Origin of the sequence: Acetobacter fallax (assembly GCF_011516735.1) — a bacterium.
Lineage (GTDB): Bacteria > Pseudomonadota > Alphaproteobacteria > Acetobacterales > Acetobacteraceae > Acetobacter > Acetobacter fallax.
The window spans coordinates 33,217-52,011 of sequence record NZ_WOSX01000023.1; the positions used below are offsets into that span (position 1 = coordinate 33,217).

The 18,795-nt window shown below is 59.3% G+C and carries 12 protein-coding genes; 7 read left to right on the forward strand and 5 right to left on the reverse strand.

The window, feature by feature from the left end:
- The first annotated feature begins 112 nt into the window (after window positions 1-112).
- Together GOB85_RS11810 and pdeM are read left to right on the forward strand one after the other, a co-directional pair.
- On the forward strand, window positions 113-2,461 hold the full coding sequence (locus GOB85_RS11810) for a ligase-associated DNA damage response DEXH box helicase (RefSeq protein ID WP_242011474.1): 2,349 nt from the start codon (window positions 113-115) through the stop codon (window positions 2,459-2,461).
- Entirely contained in the window at window positions 2,458-3,144 is a 687-nt protein-coding gene (pdeM, locus tag GOB85_RS11815; RefSeq protein ID WP_173577737.1) for a ligase-associated DNA damage response endonuclease PdeM, read from the forward strand. Before GOB85_RS11810 ends, pdeM begins: the two co-directional genes overlap by 4 nt.
- Window positions 3,145-3,150: 6 nt before the next feature.
- Here pdeM and GOB85_RS11820 read toward each other — a convergent pair whose 3' ends face one another.
- Complete coding sequence (locus GOB85_RS11820; protein ID WP_173577738.1) at window positions 3,151-3,546, reverse strand: hypothetical protein; 396 nt, start codon at window positions 3,544-3,546, stop codon at window positions 3,151-3,153.
- Between the two features lie 181 nt (window positions 3,547-3,727).
- On the opposite strand from GOB85_RS11820, the gene GOB85_RS11825 reads away from it, so the two are divergent.
- Window positions 3,728-4,654 carry a LysR substrate-binding domain-containing protein gene (locus GOB85_RS11825; protein ID WP_173577739.1) on the forward strand — a complete coding sequence of 309 codons (927 nt, stop codon included), beginning with the start codon at window positions 3,728-3,730 and terminating at the stop codon, window positions 4,652-4,654.
- Window positions 4,655-5,016: 362 nt separating this feature from the next.
- Here GOB85_RS11825 and wrbA read toward each other — a convergent pair whose 3' ends face one another.
- The 4 genes from wrbA to GOB85_RS11845 form a co-directional block, all read right to left on the reverse strand.
- The gene (gene wrbA / locus GOB85_RS11830) at window positions 5,017-5,613 is read right to left on the reverse strand and encodes an NAD(P)H:quinone oxidoreductase (RefSeq protein ID WP_173577740.1); all 597 of its coding nucleotides are present in this window, start codon (window positions 5,611-5,613) and stop codon (window positions 5,017-5,019) included.
- 621 nt (window positions 5,614-6,234) lie between these two features.
- The gene (locus GOB85_RS11835) at window positions 6,235-9,084 is read right to left on the reverse strand and encodes a DUF4175 domain-containing protein (protein WP_173577741.1); all 2,850 of its coding nucleotides are present in this window, start codon (window positions 9,082-9,084) and stop codon (window positions 6,235-6,237) included.
- Window positions 9,081-10,424, reverse strand: coding sequence for a diaminopimelate decarboxylase (gene lysA, locus GOB85_RS11840; protein WP_173577749.1), 1,344 nt, complete (start codon window positions 10,422-10,424; stop codon window positions 9,081-9,083). Before lysA ends, GOB85_RS11835 begins: the two co-directional genes overlap by 4 nt.
- Before the next feature lie 164 nt (window positions 10,425-10,588).
- Window positions 10,589-12,076: a hypothetical protein gene (locus tag GOB85_RS11845; protein WP_173577742.1), complete on the reverse strand. Its 1,488-nt coding sequence runs from the start codon at window positions 12,074-12,076 to the stop codon at window positions 10,589-10,591.
- Between the two features lie 887 nt (window positions 12,077-12,963).
- On the opposite strand from GOB85_RS11845, the gene GOB85_RS11850 reads away from it, so the two are divergent.
- The 4 genes from GOB85_RS11850 (at window position 12,964) to recJ (ending at window position 18,607) form a co-directional block, all read left to right on the forward strand.
- Window positions 12,964-14,208 carry an LL-diaminopimelate aminotransferase gene (locus GOB85_RS11850; protein WP_173577743.1) on the forward strand — a complete coding sequence of 415 codons (1,245 nt, stop codon included), beginning with the start codon at window positions 12,964-12,966 and terminating at the stop codon, window positions 14,206-14,208.
- Entirely contained in the window at window positions 14,205-15,527 is a 1,323-nt protein-coding gene (locus GOB85_RS11855; protein ID WP_173577744.1) for a homoserine dehydrogenase, read from the forward strand. Before GOB85_RS11850 ends, GOB85_RS11855 begins: the two co-directional genes overlap by 4 nt.
- A gap of 167 nt (window positions 15,528-15,694) precedes the next feature.
- Window positions 15,695-16,693: a class II fructose-bisphosphatase gene (gene glpX, locus GOB85_RS11860; protein WP_173578995.1), complete on the forward strand. Its 999-nt coding sequence runs from the start codon at window positions 15,695-15,697 to the stop codon at window positions 16,691-16,693.
- 54 nt (window positions 16,694-16,747) lie between these two features.
- Window positions 16,748-18,607: a single-stranded-DNA-specific exonuclease RecJ gene (recJ, locus tag GOB85_RS11865; protein ID WP_173578850.1), complete on the forward strand. Its 1,860-nt coding sequence runs from the start codon at window positions 16,748-16,750 to the stop codon at window positions 18,605-18,607.
- The last annotated feature ends 188 nt before the right edge of the window (window positions 18,608-18,795 follow it).

Here is an 18,795-nt window from a genome sequence, read left to right on the forward strand (position 1 = left end):
AACCCGGCCCGATGTTCCGCGTTTGTTCAGTTATATGAGAGAAACACTCCCCCCGGTATTCAGAACGTGGTTCACCCGCCGCGGTTGGCACATCCATCCACACCAGCTCGCAATGATCGCGGCAGCACAGCGCAAAGAGTCCACACTCCTCATCGCGCCCACCGGCGGCGGAAAGACCCTGGCCGGCTTCCTCCCCACCCTCATCGACCTCGCGGAAAACCCCGCTCCACCGCCAGAAATACACACACTCTATGTCAGCCCGCTGAAAGCCCTCTCGACAAATATCGCCCAAAGCCTGTCCCGCACCGTCGCCGAAATGGAACTGCCCATCCGCATCGGAACCCGCACCGGAGACACATCAGCCACGCAAAGAAAACATCAGAAAAAAAACCCACCACACTTTCTCCTCACCACGCCGGAAAGCCTGAGCCTGCTGCTCTCATACCCGAACGCAGCCGAAACCTTCGCCAGCCTCAGAGCCCTCATCATCGATGAAGTCCACGCCCTCGCCGGAACCAGACGCGGAGACCAGCTCGCCCTCTGCGCCTCCCGCCTGAACACGCTCGCACCGTCCCTCCGGCGCAGCGGCCTCTCCGCGACCGTCACTCATCCGGATGCCATCGCCGCCTGGATTTCCCCAACCGGCGATGCCGCCGATATCCGCCGCATCACCGCCAGAGGCGGCGCCGAACCCGACGTGTCGCTGCTCCTGCCCGACCGGAACGGCTACCTCCCATGGTCCGGCCATATGGGCCTCGGCACCACCACCGCCATCCTCACCGAAATCGCACGCACAAAACTTACCATCGTCTTCGTCAACAGCCGCGCCCAGGCGGAACTGCTGTTTCAGGAACTCTGGAAACACAACACCGACACCCTGCCCATCGGCCTGCACCACGGCAGCCTCGGCACCGAGCAACGACAGCGGGTCGAACAGGCCATGGCCGAAGGACAGCTCCGCGCCGTCGTCGCCACCTCTTCGCTGGATCTCGGCATCGACTGGGGCGACGTCGAACAGATCATCCAGGTCGGCGCGCCCAGGGAAGTCACCCGGCTCGTCCAGCGCATCGGCCGCGCCAATCACCGCATGAACGAACCATCCCGGGCCCTCCTCGCCCCCGCCAGCCGGTTCGAAGTCCTGGAATGTGAGGCCGCCAGAGAAGCCGTCGCCGCCCATGATCTCGACGGCCCGCCCCCAAGGCCCGGCACCCTCGACGTCCTCGCCCAGCACATCATGGCAACAGCCTGCAACGGTCCCTTCCTCCCCGACGCGCTCTGTAATGAAGTCCGCAACGCCGCGCCCTATCACGCACTGTCACGTAAAGACTTCGATGATGTCGTGAGTTTTGTCGAAGACGGCGGTTACGCCCTGAAAGCTTATGATCGCCACCGGCGCCTGTTCCGTGATTCCCTCGGACAGTTGTGGGCCCGCAACGAACAGATCATGAAGCAGTTCCGCATGAATATCGGCACCATCGTCGATACCCCCATGCTCCGCGTCAAAACCCGCCGCGGCAAACAGATCGGCGAAATCGACGAATACTTCGCCTCCACCCTCGTCCCCGGCGATACTTTCCTTCTCGCAGGAGAACTTTTCCAGTTCATCAGCATGCAGGACACAACCGTCCAGGTCGCAAAAGGCAGCGCAAAAGAACCGCGCATCCCCGTCTATGGCGGCAACCGCCTCTCCATCTCCACCGGCCTCGCCGCCCGCGTCCGCGCCATGCTGCACAACCCCGACGCCTGGCACACCCTGCCGCAATCCGTGCAGAACTGGCTGGACATGCAGCGCCGCCGCTCCCGCCTCCCCGGCCCCGACAACCTCCTCGTCGAAACATTCCCGCACAGAAACCGCTGGTACCTCGTCGCTTACTGCTTCGAAGGCCGCAACGCCCACCAGACCCTCGGCATGCTCCTCACAAAACGACTGGAACACGCCGGAACCGGCCCCCTCGGCTTCGTCGCAAACGATTACATGCTCGCCTGCTGGTCAGTCCGGGAACCAACCGATATCAACACGCTGTTTGACGAAAACATGCTCGGTGATGATCTCACCGACCGGATCGCGAACAGCGCCATGCTCCGCCGCACCTTCCGTGACGTCGCCATCATCTCCGGCCTCATCGAACGCAACCACCCCGGCCGCGAGAAAAGCCGCCGCCAGATGACCATCAGCAGCGATCTGCTCTACGATGTCCTGCGTAAACACGATCCCGATCACGTCCTGCTCCGCGCCACAAGGGCCGAGGCCGCCCACGGCCTCACAGATCTCGACCGGATCACCGCCATGCTGAAAAGAATCAAAGGCCAGATCGATCACGTCCGCCTCCCCCGAATCTCCCCCCTCTCCGTGCCCGTCATGCTCGAACAGGGCCGCGAAAAAATCAAAGGCGGCGAAGGCGAGGAACAGCTTCTTGCCGAAGCGGACGCCCTCTTTACCGAAGCCGAATCCGGATCATGACGACGCCCACACCCCACACCCTCGCCGGCGAAACGCTCCTCCTTCTCCCCGAAGGCGCGATTGTCCACCCCGCCAGCAAAACACTCATCGTCGCAGACCTGCACCTGGAAAAAAGCTCCTCCCGCCGCGACGCCGGACTGCTTCTTCCGCCCTACGATACCGGCATCACGCTCGACCGCCTCACAGCACTCGCCACATCCTGGCGGCCGGAACGAATCATCGCTCTCGGCGACAGCTTCCACGACAACACCGCCAGCGAGCGCCTCTCACCCGCCGATCGCGCCCGCCTGACCCTCCTCGGCCAGCACGCGGCCCTGCTCTGGCTGACCGGCAATCATGACCCGATTCCACCGGCAGACCTCCCCGGAATCTGGAAAGCGGAACACCAGGAAGGCACCCTCCTGTTCCGACACATCCCGACCAACACCATCCCTCCCGGAACCGCCGAACTGGCCGGTCATCTGCACCCGAAAGCCCGCATCACCCTCAGAGGCCACACACTCACCCGCCCCTGCTTCGTCATGGATGAAACCCGCGTGCTGCTGCCAGCCTTCGGCACTTACACAGGTGGCCTGGACGTACAAAACCCCGCCATCTCGCAACTGTTCACAGGCCCGATGCAGCTCTGCCTTCTCGGCAAAAACCGCCTCAGCAGGATCAGCCTGCCCGCCCGCGTGGCATAATATTCCTCAGCGCCCGTCCGCCTGCCGCGGCCGCGCCGCGCCATGATCGGTCGGGTCCGTCGCCGCCAGCAAAACCTGCACGGCCTTGCTCGCAGCCGCCAGGTTGGTCCCCGACGGATAAGCCGTCTCCTTCAGCACAGCCAGAAGAGCCGCCCGGTCGGCAACCAGCAGCCCCGTCAGCTTCTGCGGAGTCATCTCGCCCGACATAACCGTCCCGCGCGCCATGCCATGCGCCATCAGATAGGTGTAAATCAGCGTATGCGGAGTCGGCCGTACATCCACCACCGCCTGCTGCTGACACGCCGAAACGCACAGAAGAACAGCCAGCGCACCACCCGCTCGCAGCAACCACCCGGCTCCGGTAGCATTCGCGGCCGGTTTCGTGTCTTTTCCCAGATGCAACAGGTGATCTTTCCGGTTATGGCCGACTGACCGTCAGGAAGTGGGATGAAAAAGCGATGCAACTCAGGATCGTAAAGCAACGCGGAACACGCCGCTCCGGTCACCGCGAACCTATCCCCGCACGCCCCCACGGGCAAACCAGACCCGGAAGCGATCATCCGTTGCCGGAAGGCGCATCCCTGTGAGACTGCCCGATCTCGAAGCCTGGGCGATCTTCGCCAAAGTCGCCGAACACGGCTCCTTCGCCAAAGCCGCCGAAGATGTGCAGCTCTCCCGCCCCACCGTCTCAAAAGCGATCAGCAGACTCGAAGACGCACTCGGCCTCTCCCTGTTCAGCCGAACCTCCCGCCAGCTCTCCCTGACCGGCATGGGACGCCAGCTCCTCAGCCACGCCCGCCAGGTCATCGCCGAAGCGGAGGCCGCCGAAGCCGAGGCACGCGAGACGATGCTCACCCCGACCGGACTGGTGAGACTCGCCGCCCCCATGACATTCGGCGTTCACCACCTGTCCCCCCTGCTCCCCGGCTTTTTCACACGCTGCCCGGATGTCGATGTAGACATCGATTTCAGCGATTCCCTCGTCGATCTCGTCGCCGACGGCTTCGATGTCGCCATCCGTATCGCAACCCTGGCCGATTCCTCCCTCAGAGCCCGCCGGCTCTGCGGCGTCAGACTGCTTCTCGTCGCCAGCCCTCAGTGGATCAGCACAACCGCCCCCCTGACCACACCTCAGGATCTCGATCGGCATAAGGGCTTCGTCTACACCGGAACATCCACGCCCGGCCTCATCCGCATGACACATCATAACGGAGACAGCCACACCATCGCCCAGACCGCACGCTTTCGCTCGAATAACGCCGAAGCCTTCCTGCCCTCACTCGAAGCCGGTTTCGGCTACGGACTTTTCCCCGAATTCATGATCTGGAAAGCCCTCCGGGACGGTCGACTGCAACGAATCCTTCCCGACTGGCACATGCCCTCCATCGGAATCTGCCTCGTCACTCCCCCCAACGCCCTGCGTCCCAGACGTGTCCAGGCACTGATGGACTACCTGTCCGAAACCCTGCCCTCAGCCCCATGGGTCGATCACGAACCAGACGCCCCATAATCTTTGCCCGCCCCGAAAGAGCTCGCGGCTCTTTCCATCCTGATCTGCTAACATATGGCAGATTGCAAAGGGGTCGTTTGCGTTACGTGTTGATCTTTTATTTTTCAAAAGGTTAGCAGAAGGTCGGGCTCTGCCCGGACCCGGCAGGGACCGTCACGCGAAGGCGTGCTGCGCACGACGGCCCCTGCACCCCGATTGATTCATAATAAAACGGTTTCCAAAGGTCTGTGACCTTTGGTGGGTTCCAGGGCAAAGCCCTGGGAAGGAGCCAGCACTTAACGCTGACAGAGCCCTTGCCGGACTTCGGAGCCGGTTCCCGCCTCGTTCCAGAGCAAAAACCCCGAGAAAGCGCCGACCCGGCCTCAGGCCAGCTTCGTCGCAATCCCCGTCACATGAGACCCGAGAAACTTCGCCCCATCCAGCTCCGTCACAGTCGGCTGACGTGACCCGTCACCCGCCGCAATCGTCGTCGCACCATAAGGCGACCCGCCCGTGATCTCATCCAGCCGCATCTGCCCCTGAAAAGTATAAGGCAGACCACTGATGATCATCCCATGATGCAGAAGATTGGTCATCAGCGAAAACAAAGTTGTCTCCTGACCACCATGCTGACTGGCCGTGGACGTAAAGACCGCCCCAACCTTGCCAACCAGCGTACCCTTCGCCCAGAGACCACCCGTCTGATCCCAGAAATTCGCCATCTGCGAAGGAAGACGCCCAAACCGCGTCGGAGCCCCGACAATAATCGCATCATACTCCGGCAACTCAGCCACCGTCGCAAACTGAGCCTCCTGATCGAGCCTGAAATGGCTCGCTTTCGCAATCTCTTCCGGCACCAGCTCCGGAACACGCTTCACAACAACATCAGCCCCCGCCTCACGCGCGCCCTCAGCAACCGCATGCGCCATTTTCTCAACATGCCCATACGACGAATAATAAAGAACCAGCACCTTCGGCATCGGGATCATCCTTTTCCAGTTCCGGCCATGGCCTGTCACAACCCGTCAGTACAAGCCCCCGGTGCCGCAAAGATAACGTTCAGCACAGTCCGGCACAGAGAAAATAACGAAACAGACCTGTTCCGTTTTTTGCCATGACGGGAATGTGAAAAATCAAAACAGAGCCCGGCTCCGTCCGAACCAGGCAGAGACGTCCCCACACCCGACCCGTTTCGCAAACGGATTTGCAAAGGCTCTGTTGTCATTAAGTGCTGGCTCCTTCCCAGGGCTTTGCCCTGGACCCCACCAAAGGTCACAGACCTTTGGAAACCATTTTATCATAAATAAATCGGGGTGCAGGGGCCTGCGGTCCCTGCCGGGTTCGGGCAGAGCCCGATCTTCTGCCAACCCTTTGAAAAAATCACCGATCAACACTTAACGCTAACAGAGCTTTTGCAAAGGCTCTGTTGTCATCAGTTACCGGCACCTTACTCAGGGCTTTGCCCTGGAACCCACCAAAGGTCGCAGACCTTTGGAAACCATTTAATGAAACAGATCGGGGTAGAAGGGGGCCGCGACCCCTTCCGGGTGCGGGCAGAACCCGGAATCCCTCCCGCAAACAGCCGCCGAAGCATCAGCCCCTCAGAACGGCTTTAGCAACCGGTCGAGATACTCCAGTTCCTGCGGCGGCCGTGTCCGGTCGGAGTCACGCTTGCGAAGCTCTTCCTCAATCTCATGCGCCCGCTCACGGGATGCCGCATCCGGAATATGCCCGCCCTGATTCTGACCGCTATCGTTGCCTTCCCCGGTCGCACGCCCCAGCGGATCACGATCCGTGTCCTGATCGTCGCCCGAGCCCTCATCAGTGCCATCCCCGCCCTCATCGCCGGAATTGCTGACCCCGCTCTGGTCATTGCCGCCGCCGCCGCCCTGCCCGCCACCGAAAGACGGCAGGAAGCTCGTCGCCCCGGAACCGCCTCCCTTGCCCTGGAGAGACTGCCGCATCTGCTGACGCCCCTGCTGCAACTCCTGAAGAGCCTTCTGCTCCGCCGTCACGGCCTGCGAATCGTCGCCAGACGCCAGCGCATGACGCGCATCGCGCATATCGGTCTGCGCCTTCGCGAAAGCCGGCGGTTCCTTGCCCGTCAGATCCTTAAATTCCTGCCGAAGCTCATCCGTCGCACGCATCAGCGCATGCTGAGACGCCCGGTCCGCCTGCCGCTGATCCGCCGCAGCAGAAGCATCCCCATGCGCCGCCTCCCCGTTCGCAGACCCGGACCCGGCATCACCATTTTTCGCCCCGTCCTGCGGCTCATCTCCTTCATGACCCTGAGCCTGACCAGACTGCGACTGAGCTGCCGATCCCTGAGGTGACTGCTCCTGCCCTCCCTGCTCACCAGGCGGCACCAGCCCCAGACGCCGCAAAAGCTCCTGCGTGGACATCATGGACAGATCACTGTCCCCATCCTCGCCCGGAGGCGGAGCCATCTGCGCCCTGCGCGCCTCGTCAGTCCGGTGAACCCGATCAAGCCGGGACTGCGTATGATCGAGCAACGACGTCTGCTGTTTGACAAGATCCTGCAAACCTTCCGTCTGCTCCTGCAACTTCTGCTGCGCGACCATCTGCTGCGCCATCTGCGCCATGTCCTGCGGCGTCGCGTTGCGCATCCGCTCGATGGAATCCTCAAGCTGCTGCAACTTCTCCATGGCGCCTTCACGCCCCTCGGCCGCATCCGACTGAAGCCGCTGCATCAGACGCTGAAACGCCCTGTCCCCGTTTTTTGACAGTCCCGGCAAATCAGGAATCGCCGTCCCGTCCCGGACCGCCTGCTGCGCCAGCGCCTGCATCTTGCGCGCAATCGCCTGCCGCAATGTGTCCATCCGACGCTTCAGTTCAGCCTGATCCTCAGACCCATGCGCATTATCCTCGCGCATATGCCGGAGCTGTTCCGCGACAGCCTCCTGAGCAGCCCGCACATCAATCGACGCCAGAGCTCCCTCCGCGCCACCGTGCAGCCGGTCCTCAATATCAAGCGCCAGATCCCACAGCCGCCCGACAGCCTCCTCCCGCGCCTCATCATCCGCAACATCGGAATCAGCCAGCAAAGACGCCACCGATGTCAGATTCAGAAACATCCCCGTATTTTCGGCAATCGGCCCCGGCGTGTCGCCCAGCGCCTCCAGATCATCCGCCGCGGCGCTCCGTGATTCCGATCCCAGCGCCAGCCGCCTGCGAAGATCCAGAACAGCCCGCGCCACCGGTGACCGGAACTGCCGCGAGCCGAGCATGAATGTCACTGCCTGGCTCCGGCCCTCATGGTGGCTGACACTCGTCGCAACCAGCACCGCCGAAACCTGCTCCCCGGCCCACGGGTCCGAAGACAGATCGGGCGTCGCTGTTCCCTTCGCATCGATCGGATGGCCGGAAAGCGGAACAGGCACCCGCAGAACCCGCTCCTTCGCAAGGAAGGACGGATGCGCCAGCCGCATTTCCACAACAAGCGACGCAATGCCGTAAGCATGATGCGCCTCAAAAGGAATCCGCGTCCGTCGCCCGCCTTTTTCGCCGCCAGGGTCTTTGCCCCACCGGACAGCCGGTGCCGCATCCGGCGCCACCACCACATTCCAGTGCGCGATGGTGCGCCCCCGCGCCCGAAGCGTCAGCCAGCCGGACTCATCAAGTGTTCCTTCCACGCGCCAGGATCGCTTATCCAGCGCCCGCACATGCTGACCGGAAAGAGCCCCCTCCAGTTGCGGCGCCCCGTGCAGGCCCGTCACGGTCGCCGTCAGAACCGCCCCCTGCGGCACCGACGCGGTTTTCCCACCCGAAGTCAGAAAAACCGGAGCAGACGGAGTGTAAGGTGGCGGCGTAATCCAGGCTTCCACATGCGGAAGCGGCACATCCGGATCGTCCCATCCCGGCACCAGCGCAGCGACCATCCGTCCAGGTGCATGACTGCCCGCCATAAAGGCCGCAATCACCACGGCAGGAACAAGAAGCACTGCCGCCCGCCACGGATCACGCGCCCGAAACCGCAGTTTCGGCCACCCGGCTTTTAGCGGTCCCAGAGCCGCGATCAGCCGTCCCTGATACGCCGACCACAAGGCCGGAGAGCCAATACCCGCCGACTTATCCATCAGACTCGCAAGCGGCCGGTGCTTCAGCCCCGACACCTGCTCAAGACGCCGGTCCGCCGCCGACTCCGACGGCGGCACATATCCCCGCAACCCCCGCCGCGCGAGCCCGCCAGCCAGCGCCAGACAAAGACACTCGGCAATCAGATGCAGCCAGTCAGGAAGGCTCTGCGGCAGCCGGAACAACGCCGCCAGGCCATAAAGCAACAGCACGGAAAGCGCCGGCACCAGCCGCCGCATCACCTGCTCGGTAACAAGAACCCGACGCGCCCGCTGCCTCGCCGCCGCCAGCATCGCGAGAGGAGATCCACCATCTGCCGGGATCTGAACAGCCCCCTCGTGCCGCGCGTCGCTCATGCCGGGTGCTTGATCCAGTCAGGAATAGTCTCACCGGCCCAGAGCGCCTCCACGCTCTGGCGCGGCCTGATAACCGACCACCGCCCGCCATCGACGAGCACCTCAGCCGCAAGCGGCCGCGCGTTATAGGTCGAACTCATCACCGCCCCATACGCGCCGGTATCAAGCACAGCCACCCGCGCACCACGCTCCAGCCGGGGAAGCACCCGCTCCTGCGCGAACGTGTCGCCTGACTCACACACAGGCCCCACAATGGTCGCCGTCTCAGCGGCGGCAACAGCATCCCGGGGCGATAACGGTACGATTCCATGCCAGGCATCATAAAGCGAAGGCCTCAACAGATCGTTCATCGCCGCATCGAGAACAATGAAAGGCGCCTCTCCCGTCACTGCCTTGCGCAGCACAACCGTGGACAACAACACCCCGGCCGGCGCCGCGATCCACCGCCCCGGCTCGATCGCCAGCCGCACATCCAGATCCCCGAGCTCGGCCCGGATCACGCCCGCCCACACATCCGGCGATCCTTCACCCTCGTCCCGATAACAGATGCCCAGCCCGCCACCGCAATCCACCGCGCTGACAGCCAGACCAGCCTCCCGCGTCGCCCGCACAAGCGCCGCCAGCCGCGCATAGGCCGCCCGAAAAGGTGCCGCCGCCAGAATCTGACTGCCGATATGCATCGCATATCCCGCTGCCCTGATCCCCGGCAGCCCCGCCGCATGCCGGTAAAGCGCCAGCGCCTCATCCCAGGGAACACCAAACTTGTTCCCCGCCACACCCGTCGTAATCTTGGCGTGCGTCCCGGCATCCACATCCGGATTCACCCGCAGCAGAACCGTCATCTCCCGACGACACTCCACCGCCAGCGCCGACAAAATCTCCAGCTCTTCAGCACTTTCCACATTGACCTGGGCAATGCCCTCGGCAAGCGCCAGCCTCAGTTCGGCCTCCGTCTTACCAACACCGGAAAACACAATCCGCGACGCCGGGATCCCCGCCCTGCGGGCCCGCAGAAGCTCCCCCGCGCTGACCACATCAGCACCCAGCCCGGCTTTCGCCAGAATCTTCAGAATCGCCAGATGATCGTTTGCCTTCACCGCGAAATGCGACGAGACGGAAAGACCCGCCTGCATCATCGCGCCGGAAAGCCGCTGCGCCCGCGCCCGAAGTGTGCCCGCGCTCATAACCCAGCACGGCGTGCCCACTTCGTCCGCAATCGCGGACAAAGGCACTCCCTCCATCATCAGCCCGCATTGCACATCGAGCGTAAGCTGAGGATGAGTAGCGAGAAGCTCGCGGACAGTCGGATCAGGTGTTGAAAACGATATCGGTTCGGCCATTGGCATACGTTACTGGCTCAGCAACCTCTCTCCAAGTGGGGAAAGACGCACAGGATAATATGACATCAAACATGCGTTCGGGCCGGAAAAATCCCCAGCCGGACGCAATACTTCCACCCAGGCTCAGAAAGACATGTTTCTGGCAAAACCACTTAAAAAATTCATCATCCTGCGTCGGTATCAGCACGCTCAGTCGCAGAGGCTGACCTGTCAGAAGCAGATGCGTCAGAGTCGGGTGTGCCAAAGTCGGGTGTGCCGGAGCGGATCAGCCAGGCCCGGTAATGGTGCATCGCACCAAGTTTCCAGTCATATCCGCCCACGCCACCGGCAAAATGCAGCACCGGCTCCGTCAGCGCCGAAGCATAACGGTCGTAAACATCGCTCTCCGCGTGGTTCATCCCCATGTCGAAATTTCTGACATACCGGTTGAGCAGCTTCGCATCCGTGCGACATCCCATCTTCGACAGCACATAATTCGCAACGGGCTGGTCATAACAGCGCAATTCCATCCGCGAGTTCAGGCCCCGGCTCTGCCGGAAAATAACCCGCCTGACATTCTTCAGAAAAGGACCGGCCTGTTCAAGATTCCGAAAGGCCATGACGCCCGTGCTGAATCCATACTCCGGCATGCGGGCGAACTCATCCGCGTCAAACAACTCTTTCCCCCAGTAATTCTCAGATGCCGGATCGCGTGTTTCAACAAATACATAAACGGAAGGTTCGGAATCACGCATAATGTCGAGAAACAGCTTATCAACAGAGCGTCCGGCAATAATATCCGTGTCGAGATATAAAATCGGCTGATACTGATGAAACTGTTCATAATCACCGATATCAAACCGCGATGACATATAATCAATCAGGTCGAGAGGCACATACGGCACCAACTCGACCCTGTCATCCCGAACCGCCTCATATCTGTTCCTGATATCTTCAGGAGAACGTTCGGTCAGAATCTTGATATCGCCATCATATTTTGCAAAACGCCGCAATGAATCCACGACCATATCCAGCGTTTCAAACGCTTCATCCCTGCCGAAAGTGCAGCAATAGACAAGCGGATTAAACAGCTCCAGATGCTCAAATCGCCATGAGTTATAAAAAACGTCGATACTTTTTGTATTCAGATCCGAAACACTTTTGAAAAGATCATCAATTTTCGGCCGGATACCGGAAAAATCGATTTCGAAATCCTGCGCAATCGGCACAGGTCCGGAAACAACCCTGTTCAGGGAGCGGGAATACCAGGAATGCCCTGTAATAAAGGCAAGTTTACCAAATTCTTCCACAGACAGAACGCGGAACGTTTCCCAGTCATAGACGTGATGCTTGTCGATCTTCACCCCGCCACCCGGGTCCGCGCTCAGAAAAAGGCCATTGAACCCGATGGCAATATATTTCATCCCGCGCCGCTGATACTCGATGGCAAAGCGGCTTGCCACTGTTTGCCCGGGGCGAAGATACCCATCGGTGGAAACTGAGAGTGTCTCCCACTTTCCATCAGCCCCCTGAAAAGAAAGCATAGCAATATCATCTTCAACAGCCACTCGCAGACGAGGCGGAGTGCCGTCCATCTGACGGTTTACGGCAAAACCCTGATCGTCATTGAAATCAAGAATATTGCCCCAGTAGTCGAGAAGGAAACCGTCCATGGAAAAACTCACTCTGTTCACAAAAGCCGGATGGCACTCCGGAAGTTTGCCGGCAAACAAACTATGCTTCATCCCGCTCCGGCATACACTCCAATGTTACACAACAATACCCCCGCCCTGTCTCATCGGCAAAAGACAATACCAGGATCACAGGACCGGATAAAAACGCCATCGTCTCACAGGCCGCCCCTGTGATCTTCTGCCTCCGGCCCCGAAAATATTTCCGGACCTGAAATCCCGTTGGGAAAGACATATCCTGCCAGTCAGCTTTTCATGGCCCGTCAGCTTTGCCCCAGGATCATCCCAGGCGCAACATTACCTGCCCCCTTCGTCCCGAAAGCAGACCCGGTCAGTCACAATCTGACGTCACCTGCAGGAAGCCCCAGGCCATCATTCCGCATCCAGCCGCGTTCCCTGTTTCCATCGATGCGAAATCATGCCTCTGGCACCCTTACCTGAGCCAGACCGGTGACCAGTTTTAATATTTCGAAAACAAAACAAAAATGTCCGGAACATTACGGAATCCGCCTCCACGCTCCCTGCGTCACCAAAACAAACCAGTATATTTCTCTCTACCGACCGCTGACACCAGCTTGCATCCCCATACAGAGACAGGCGTGATCCCCGATCCTCAGGCAAAGGACTTAACATCAGGAAAACCGCCGCAAGCAGCAAATAAAGCTCACTCCCGGACAGCAATTACCCCGACACGTCTCCCGCCATTCATAAAAAATAAACAGCCGCGATCACCCTCCCCGACCGGACAGATCAGACCCCCACCCCCCTCTGGACTCTCCACCTTGCCTGGCCGCCCGCTGCTTCCTATACATTTTCATTCTGCCATCCTGGCAAACAAGAGCCTGAAGAGCCCGTAGGACAGTCCGGCCATGACCGAAGAGTTCCATCGCATCCGTCGCCTCCCGCCTTATGTCTTCGCTGAAGTCAACAAGGCCAAGGCCGCCGCCCGGGCGCGAGGCGAGGACATCATCGACCTCGGTATGGGCAATCCCGACAGCCCCACCCCTCCGCATATCGTCAAAAAACTGATCGAAACCGTCGCTGACCCCCGCAGTCACCGTTATTCGGTCAGCCGCGGCATCCCCGGTCTTCGCAAGGCCCTGGCCGGTTATTACGAGCGCCGCTTCAACGTGAAACTCGACCCGGAAACCGAAGTCATCGCCACCCTTGGCTCGAAGGAAGGCCTCGCCAACCTCGCCTCGGCGATCACCAGCCCCGGCGACACCATCCTCGTCCCGAACCCGTCCTACCCGATCCATCAGTTCGGTTTCATCATCGCAGGCGCCTCAGTCCGCTCCATCCCGGCTTACCCGGATGAGAACATGCTTCGCGCCCTCGAACGCGCCGTGCGTCACTCCGTCCCGAAGCCAACCGCCCTGATCGTCAACTTCCCGTCCAATCCGACGGCCTATGTCGCGGATCTCGATTTCTACAAGGAAATCGTCGCCTTCTGCCGCAAGGAAGAGATCTTCATCCTCTCCGATCTCGCCTATGCCGAGATCTATTTCGGTGACGTGGTTCCCCCGTCGATCCTCGCCGTACCGGGCGCGAAAGACATCGCCGTCGAGTTCACCTCACTGTCCAAAACCTATTCCATGGCCGGCTGGCGCATGGGTTTCGCAGCCGGCAACCCGCAGCTGATCGCAGCCCTCACCCGTATCAAATCCTACCTCGATTATGGAGCCTTTACGCCCATCCAGGTCGCCGCTGTCGCAGCGCTGAGCGGCCCACAGGATTGCGTCGCTGAAATCCGGGCTCTTTACAAAGAGCGCCGTGACGTTCTCCTTCGCGGCCTCCAGGGCTCCGGGTGGGATATCCCGCCTCCCGAAGGCTCAATGTTCGCCTGGGCTCCGATTCCGGAAGCCTTCCGTGATATGGGCAGTGTCGCTTTCTCCAAGCTTCTGCTTCAGGAAGCAGGCGTGGCCGTCGCTCCCGGACTTGGTTTCGGCGAGCACGGTGAAGGCCACGTCCGGATCGGCCTTGTTGAAAACACACAGCGTCTCCGTCAGGCAACCCGTGCTATTCGCGGTTTCCTGAGCGCTCATGGTATCAACCCCACTCAGGCACCACCTGCACCTCAGAGACAGTCTGCCATGGAGGACAGCATATCGTGACGTCACCCTCGGGAAGCACAGCATCAGCCACACCCTTGCGGCTCGGGGTTGCCGGCCTTGGTACAGTGGGTGCCGGCCTGATCACTTTGCTCCGCGACAACGCCGACCTGATAACGGCCCGTGCCGGCCGGCCAGTCGAAGTCACAGCCGTTGCCGCCCGTGACCGGAATCGTGACCGCGGAATCGATGTCACACCCTTCCGCTGGTATGACAACGCCACGGACCTTGTCAGCGATCCGAACGTCGACGTGATTGTCGAACTCATCGGTGGCGCTGATGGAACTGCCCGCCTTCTGGTGGAATCCGCGCTCACGGCCGGCAAACCAACCGTAACGGCCAACAAGGCTCTTATTGCCCTGCATGGTGAGACACTCGCCAGATTAAGCGAACGCCATAAAGCTCCTTTGCTGTTCGAAGCCGCCGTCGCAGGTGGGATACCCGCGATCAAGACCGTCAGGGAAGGACTGGCAGCCGACCGTATCCTCTGGATCGGCGGGATCCTGAACGGAACCTGTAACTATATCCTGACCGCCATGCGGGAAACCGGGCGGGATTTTGCCGACGTGCTCGCCGAAGCCCAGGCGCTGGGATATGCGGAAGCTGATCCTTCGACTGATGTCGATGGTATCGACGCCGCACACAAGCTAACCATTCTCGCCTCGCTGGCATTCGGTAACCCCATCATCTTTGACAGCGTCCACGTCGAAGGTATCCGTCATATCGGCGCGCTTGATTTCAGCTTCGCCAGAACTCTCGGTTACCGTATCAAGCTGATCGGCCTCGCAAGACGAAACGAATACGGGATTGAAGCCCGCGTTGCGCCCTGTCTGATTCCTGAAGCATCACCCATCGCCCAGGTTGACGGTGTTTTTAACGCTGTGATCACCGAAGGAACGTTTGTCGGTCGCCTCATGGTCGAAGGTCGCGGGGCCGGTGCGGGGCCGACCGCCAGCGCTGTGGCAGCTGACCTTATCGACCTCGCCAGAAACACCACAGCTCCGGTATGGGGAACAAGCTCAAGTGAGCTGAAATCCGTCCGTAGCCGACCGGCGTCAGAACGCGAAGGAGCATTTTATATCCGCCTGACAGTAACGGACCGCCCCGGGGTCATTGCCGATATTGCCGCCATCCTTCGGGATTGCGGCGTATCGCTCAATAGTATGATCCAGCATCCTTCGGCCAGAACAGACCAGGACGTATCGCTCGTTCTGGTGACTCACCCTACACGGGAAGCCGGAATGCAGCATGCTGTTGATAAAATTTCCGCCCTGCCGGTTGTTCTGTCTGCACCGGTCCTTGTCAGAATCGAAAATCTCTGAGCATGCCTTAAAAAAGCCATTCAGCTCCCGAGCATATGCCCTGAAAAGCGACTGCCGCGCGACATTATATTCACGCCGCAGCCAGCAAGTTTACAAGCCCGAACAACCATTGCAGCAGTCCGGCGCCTCTTAAATTTTTAACAGGTTGCCACAACCGGAGAAGTCTCATGTCGGCTGAAACAACATTCAGTTCCTTCGTCGTATCAGATCGCAATCTTGCCCTCGAACTGGTCCGCGTCACGGAAGCGGCGGCTCTGGCATCGTCTCACTGGACGGGACGCGGCCAGAAGAACGACGCCGACGGAGCCGCGGTCGAAGCAATGCGTACCGCTTTTGATACCGTAGCCATCGACGGAACGGTTGTAATCGGCGAAGGCGAGATGGACGAAGCGCCCATGCTGTACATTGGTGAAAAAGTCGGCGCAGGCGGACCACCAATGGATATCGCCGTTGACCCGCTCGAAGGCACAAACCTGTGTGCCAAGGATATGCCAAACGCAATTACTGTTGTTGCTCTGGCAGAACACGGTAATTTTCTGCATGCACCAGACGTCTATATGGACAAGATCATTGTTGGAGCAGGTCTGCCCGATGACCTGATCGACCTCGATGCCTCCATTGGCGAAAATCTTCGCAATCTGGCTAAAGCGCGAGGAAAGGATGTTGGTGAAATCGTCCTTTGCGCGCTGGATCGTGAACGTCATGCTGAGCTGATCGCAAAAACCCGCGAAGCCGGTGCCCGTGTACGCCTGATTTCCGATGGCGACGTTGCTGCAGGTATTGCCGCATGCCTGGAAACAGCAACAGTGGATATCTATGCCGGATCTGGTGGTGCGCCTGAAGGTGTGCTGGCTGCTGCCGCCGTCCGTTGCATGCACGGCCAGATGCAGGCACGCCTCCTGTTTGAGGACGCAGATCAGCGTAATCGCGCAGAAAAAATGAACCCCGGCAAACAGCCTGACAGGAAACTTGGCCTGCGCGACCTTGCCGCCGGCGATGTTCTGTTTTCCGCTACCGGAGTAACAACAGGTTTCCTTCTCCAGGGGATCAAGCGTCGGACCCATCACGCCGTCACCCATTCGCTCGTTATGCGCTCAAAATCAGGAACCCTTAGATTTATTGAGGGACATCACAACTTCAACACCAAAACCTGGAGTGCACGTTAATCAAACGGTTTATGTCTCTCCCGATTTCTGACTACCCAACGCTGATAGCGTCGCATGTCTGATACGGCGCCATCAGACGATCAGGCTAAAAATGGTGTTGACCATAGCGCCGTTGACGCCGATGTCCTTCCTGCACCTGCATTTGGTGTGGAATCCGGACTTGCTGGCTGTCGATGGCAATGGAGAGCCGGCACAGAGGATCCGGCAACTGCCCGCGTTGGCACTGCAATCGCACAGCGTTACAACCTTCCGGAAATTGTTGGCCGGATCATGGCGCTTCGCGGTATCCGACTTGAGGAAGCATCTGATTTCCTTGAGCCCACTCTCCGTGCACTGATGCCTGACCCCTCCAGTCTGAAAGATATGGACGTCGCGGCAAAACGCCTTGCCAATGCGATAAAAAACAAAGAAACCGTTGCAGTTTTTGGGGATTATGACGTCGACGGCGCCTGTTCAACCGCTCTGCTCACGACGATACTGCAGAAACTTGGCTGTACAGTTCTGACTCACATCCCGGACAGAATGACCGAGGGTTACGGTCCCAATGTTCCGGCCCTGTTTTCCCTGGCAGACAAGGGTGCGACACTTATCGTTTGTCTGGACTGCGGTACTGCAGCCGCTGATATCCTGCACTGCCTGAAAGATCGTGCAGACGTTATCGTCGTCGACCACCACAAGTCCGAAGGCAAACTTCCCGACATTCTGGCAACGGTCAATCCAAACAGGCCGGATTGTCATTCGAAACTTAATACTCTTTGTGCAGCAGCATTAACATTCTTTGTCGCTGTCGCAACGATGCGCGAACTTCGAAAAACCAAATGGTTTTCGGATCAGCGGCCAGCGCCAGATCTCCTCCTGGAACTCGATCTGGTTGCACTCGCTACCGTCTGTGACGTTATGCCGCTGACCGGACTCAACAGAGCTTTTGTCCGACAAGGACTGCGCACCATGACGATGCAATTGCGTCCTGGCCTGCGTCATCTTGCTGAAGTCGCCGGGCTAAAATCCGCACTATCAGCATTTTCCTGCGGATATACCCTTGGTCCACGAATTAACGCCGGTGGTCGAATAGCCGAATCTGACCTCGGTACACGCCTGCTAATAACACAGGATGCTATAGAGGCACGTGAACTGGCCGAGCGACTTAATACCATTAATCGTAAACGTCAGGACGTTGAAGCCGATATCTTTGAACATGCAATAAAGCAGGCAGAAGAACAGAATCAACAAGGTCATGCGGTTCTGATGCTCATAGGATCTGAATGGCACGCTGGCGTTGTGGGAATAGTTGCCAGCCGCATCAAGGAACGATTCAACAGGCCTACCCTTGTCTGTGCCGAACAGGACGATGGGCAGATCAAAGGTTCAGGTCGCTCTATTGAAGGTCTGGATCTTGGCGCAGCTGTTATAGCTGCCAGAGAACGTGGATTGCTGACAAATGGCGGTGGTCACGCAATGGCTGCCGGATTTACTCTGCCAAAGCAGCGCGCATCCGATTTTCTAGCTTTTTTGAATATCAGACTGGCAGCAGCAAGTTCTCAGCCAGATCGCACGATACTCCAGATCGACGCAGTCCTCTCACCTCGTGGCGTGTCAGTTGAGACATCTAAAGCCATTGATATTCTCGCCCCTTTTGGGCAAGGAAATGAAGAACCTCTGATCGCACTGACCAATGTGCAGGTCATGAAACTCGATCGCATTGGAACGAATGGTACTACTTTACGGCTGATTTTGGCCGGTGAAGGTAATCGCAATATTAAAGCCCTTATGTTCCGCGTCACCGAAAGCCCAGTTCTTACAGCACTTGAAGACCGGACGCGACCACTCCTAAATTTAGTGGGATATCTTCGTCATGAAGTCTGGCAAGGACGCGAAGTAGCGACTTTTTTCATTCAGGATATAACTTTTTCATAATACGATTTATAAATTTGGGTGGTTTTTCTATAACGGAGCATCTGACGTCAACTCCATAGTGGACGTGTCACGGTTTAGCAGCCTGTCGGGTTGGGCATTTTGCGGCTGATAACGCCGAGGCTGACCCGGCTTATGCTGTTTGAAGCCGTGCCATTCTTTTGCAGTTGTATGCGAGAGCGACGAGTGTC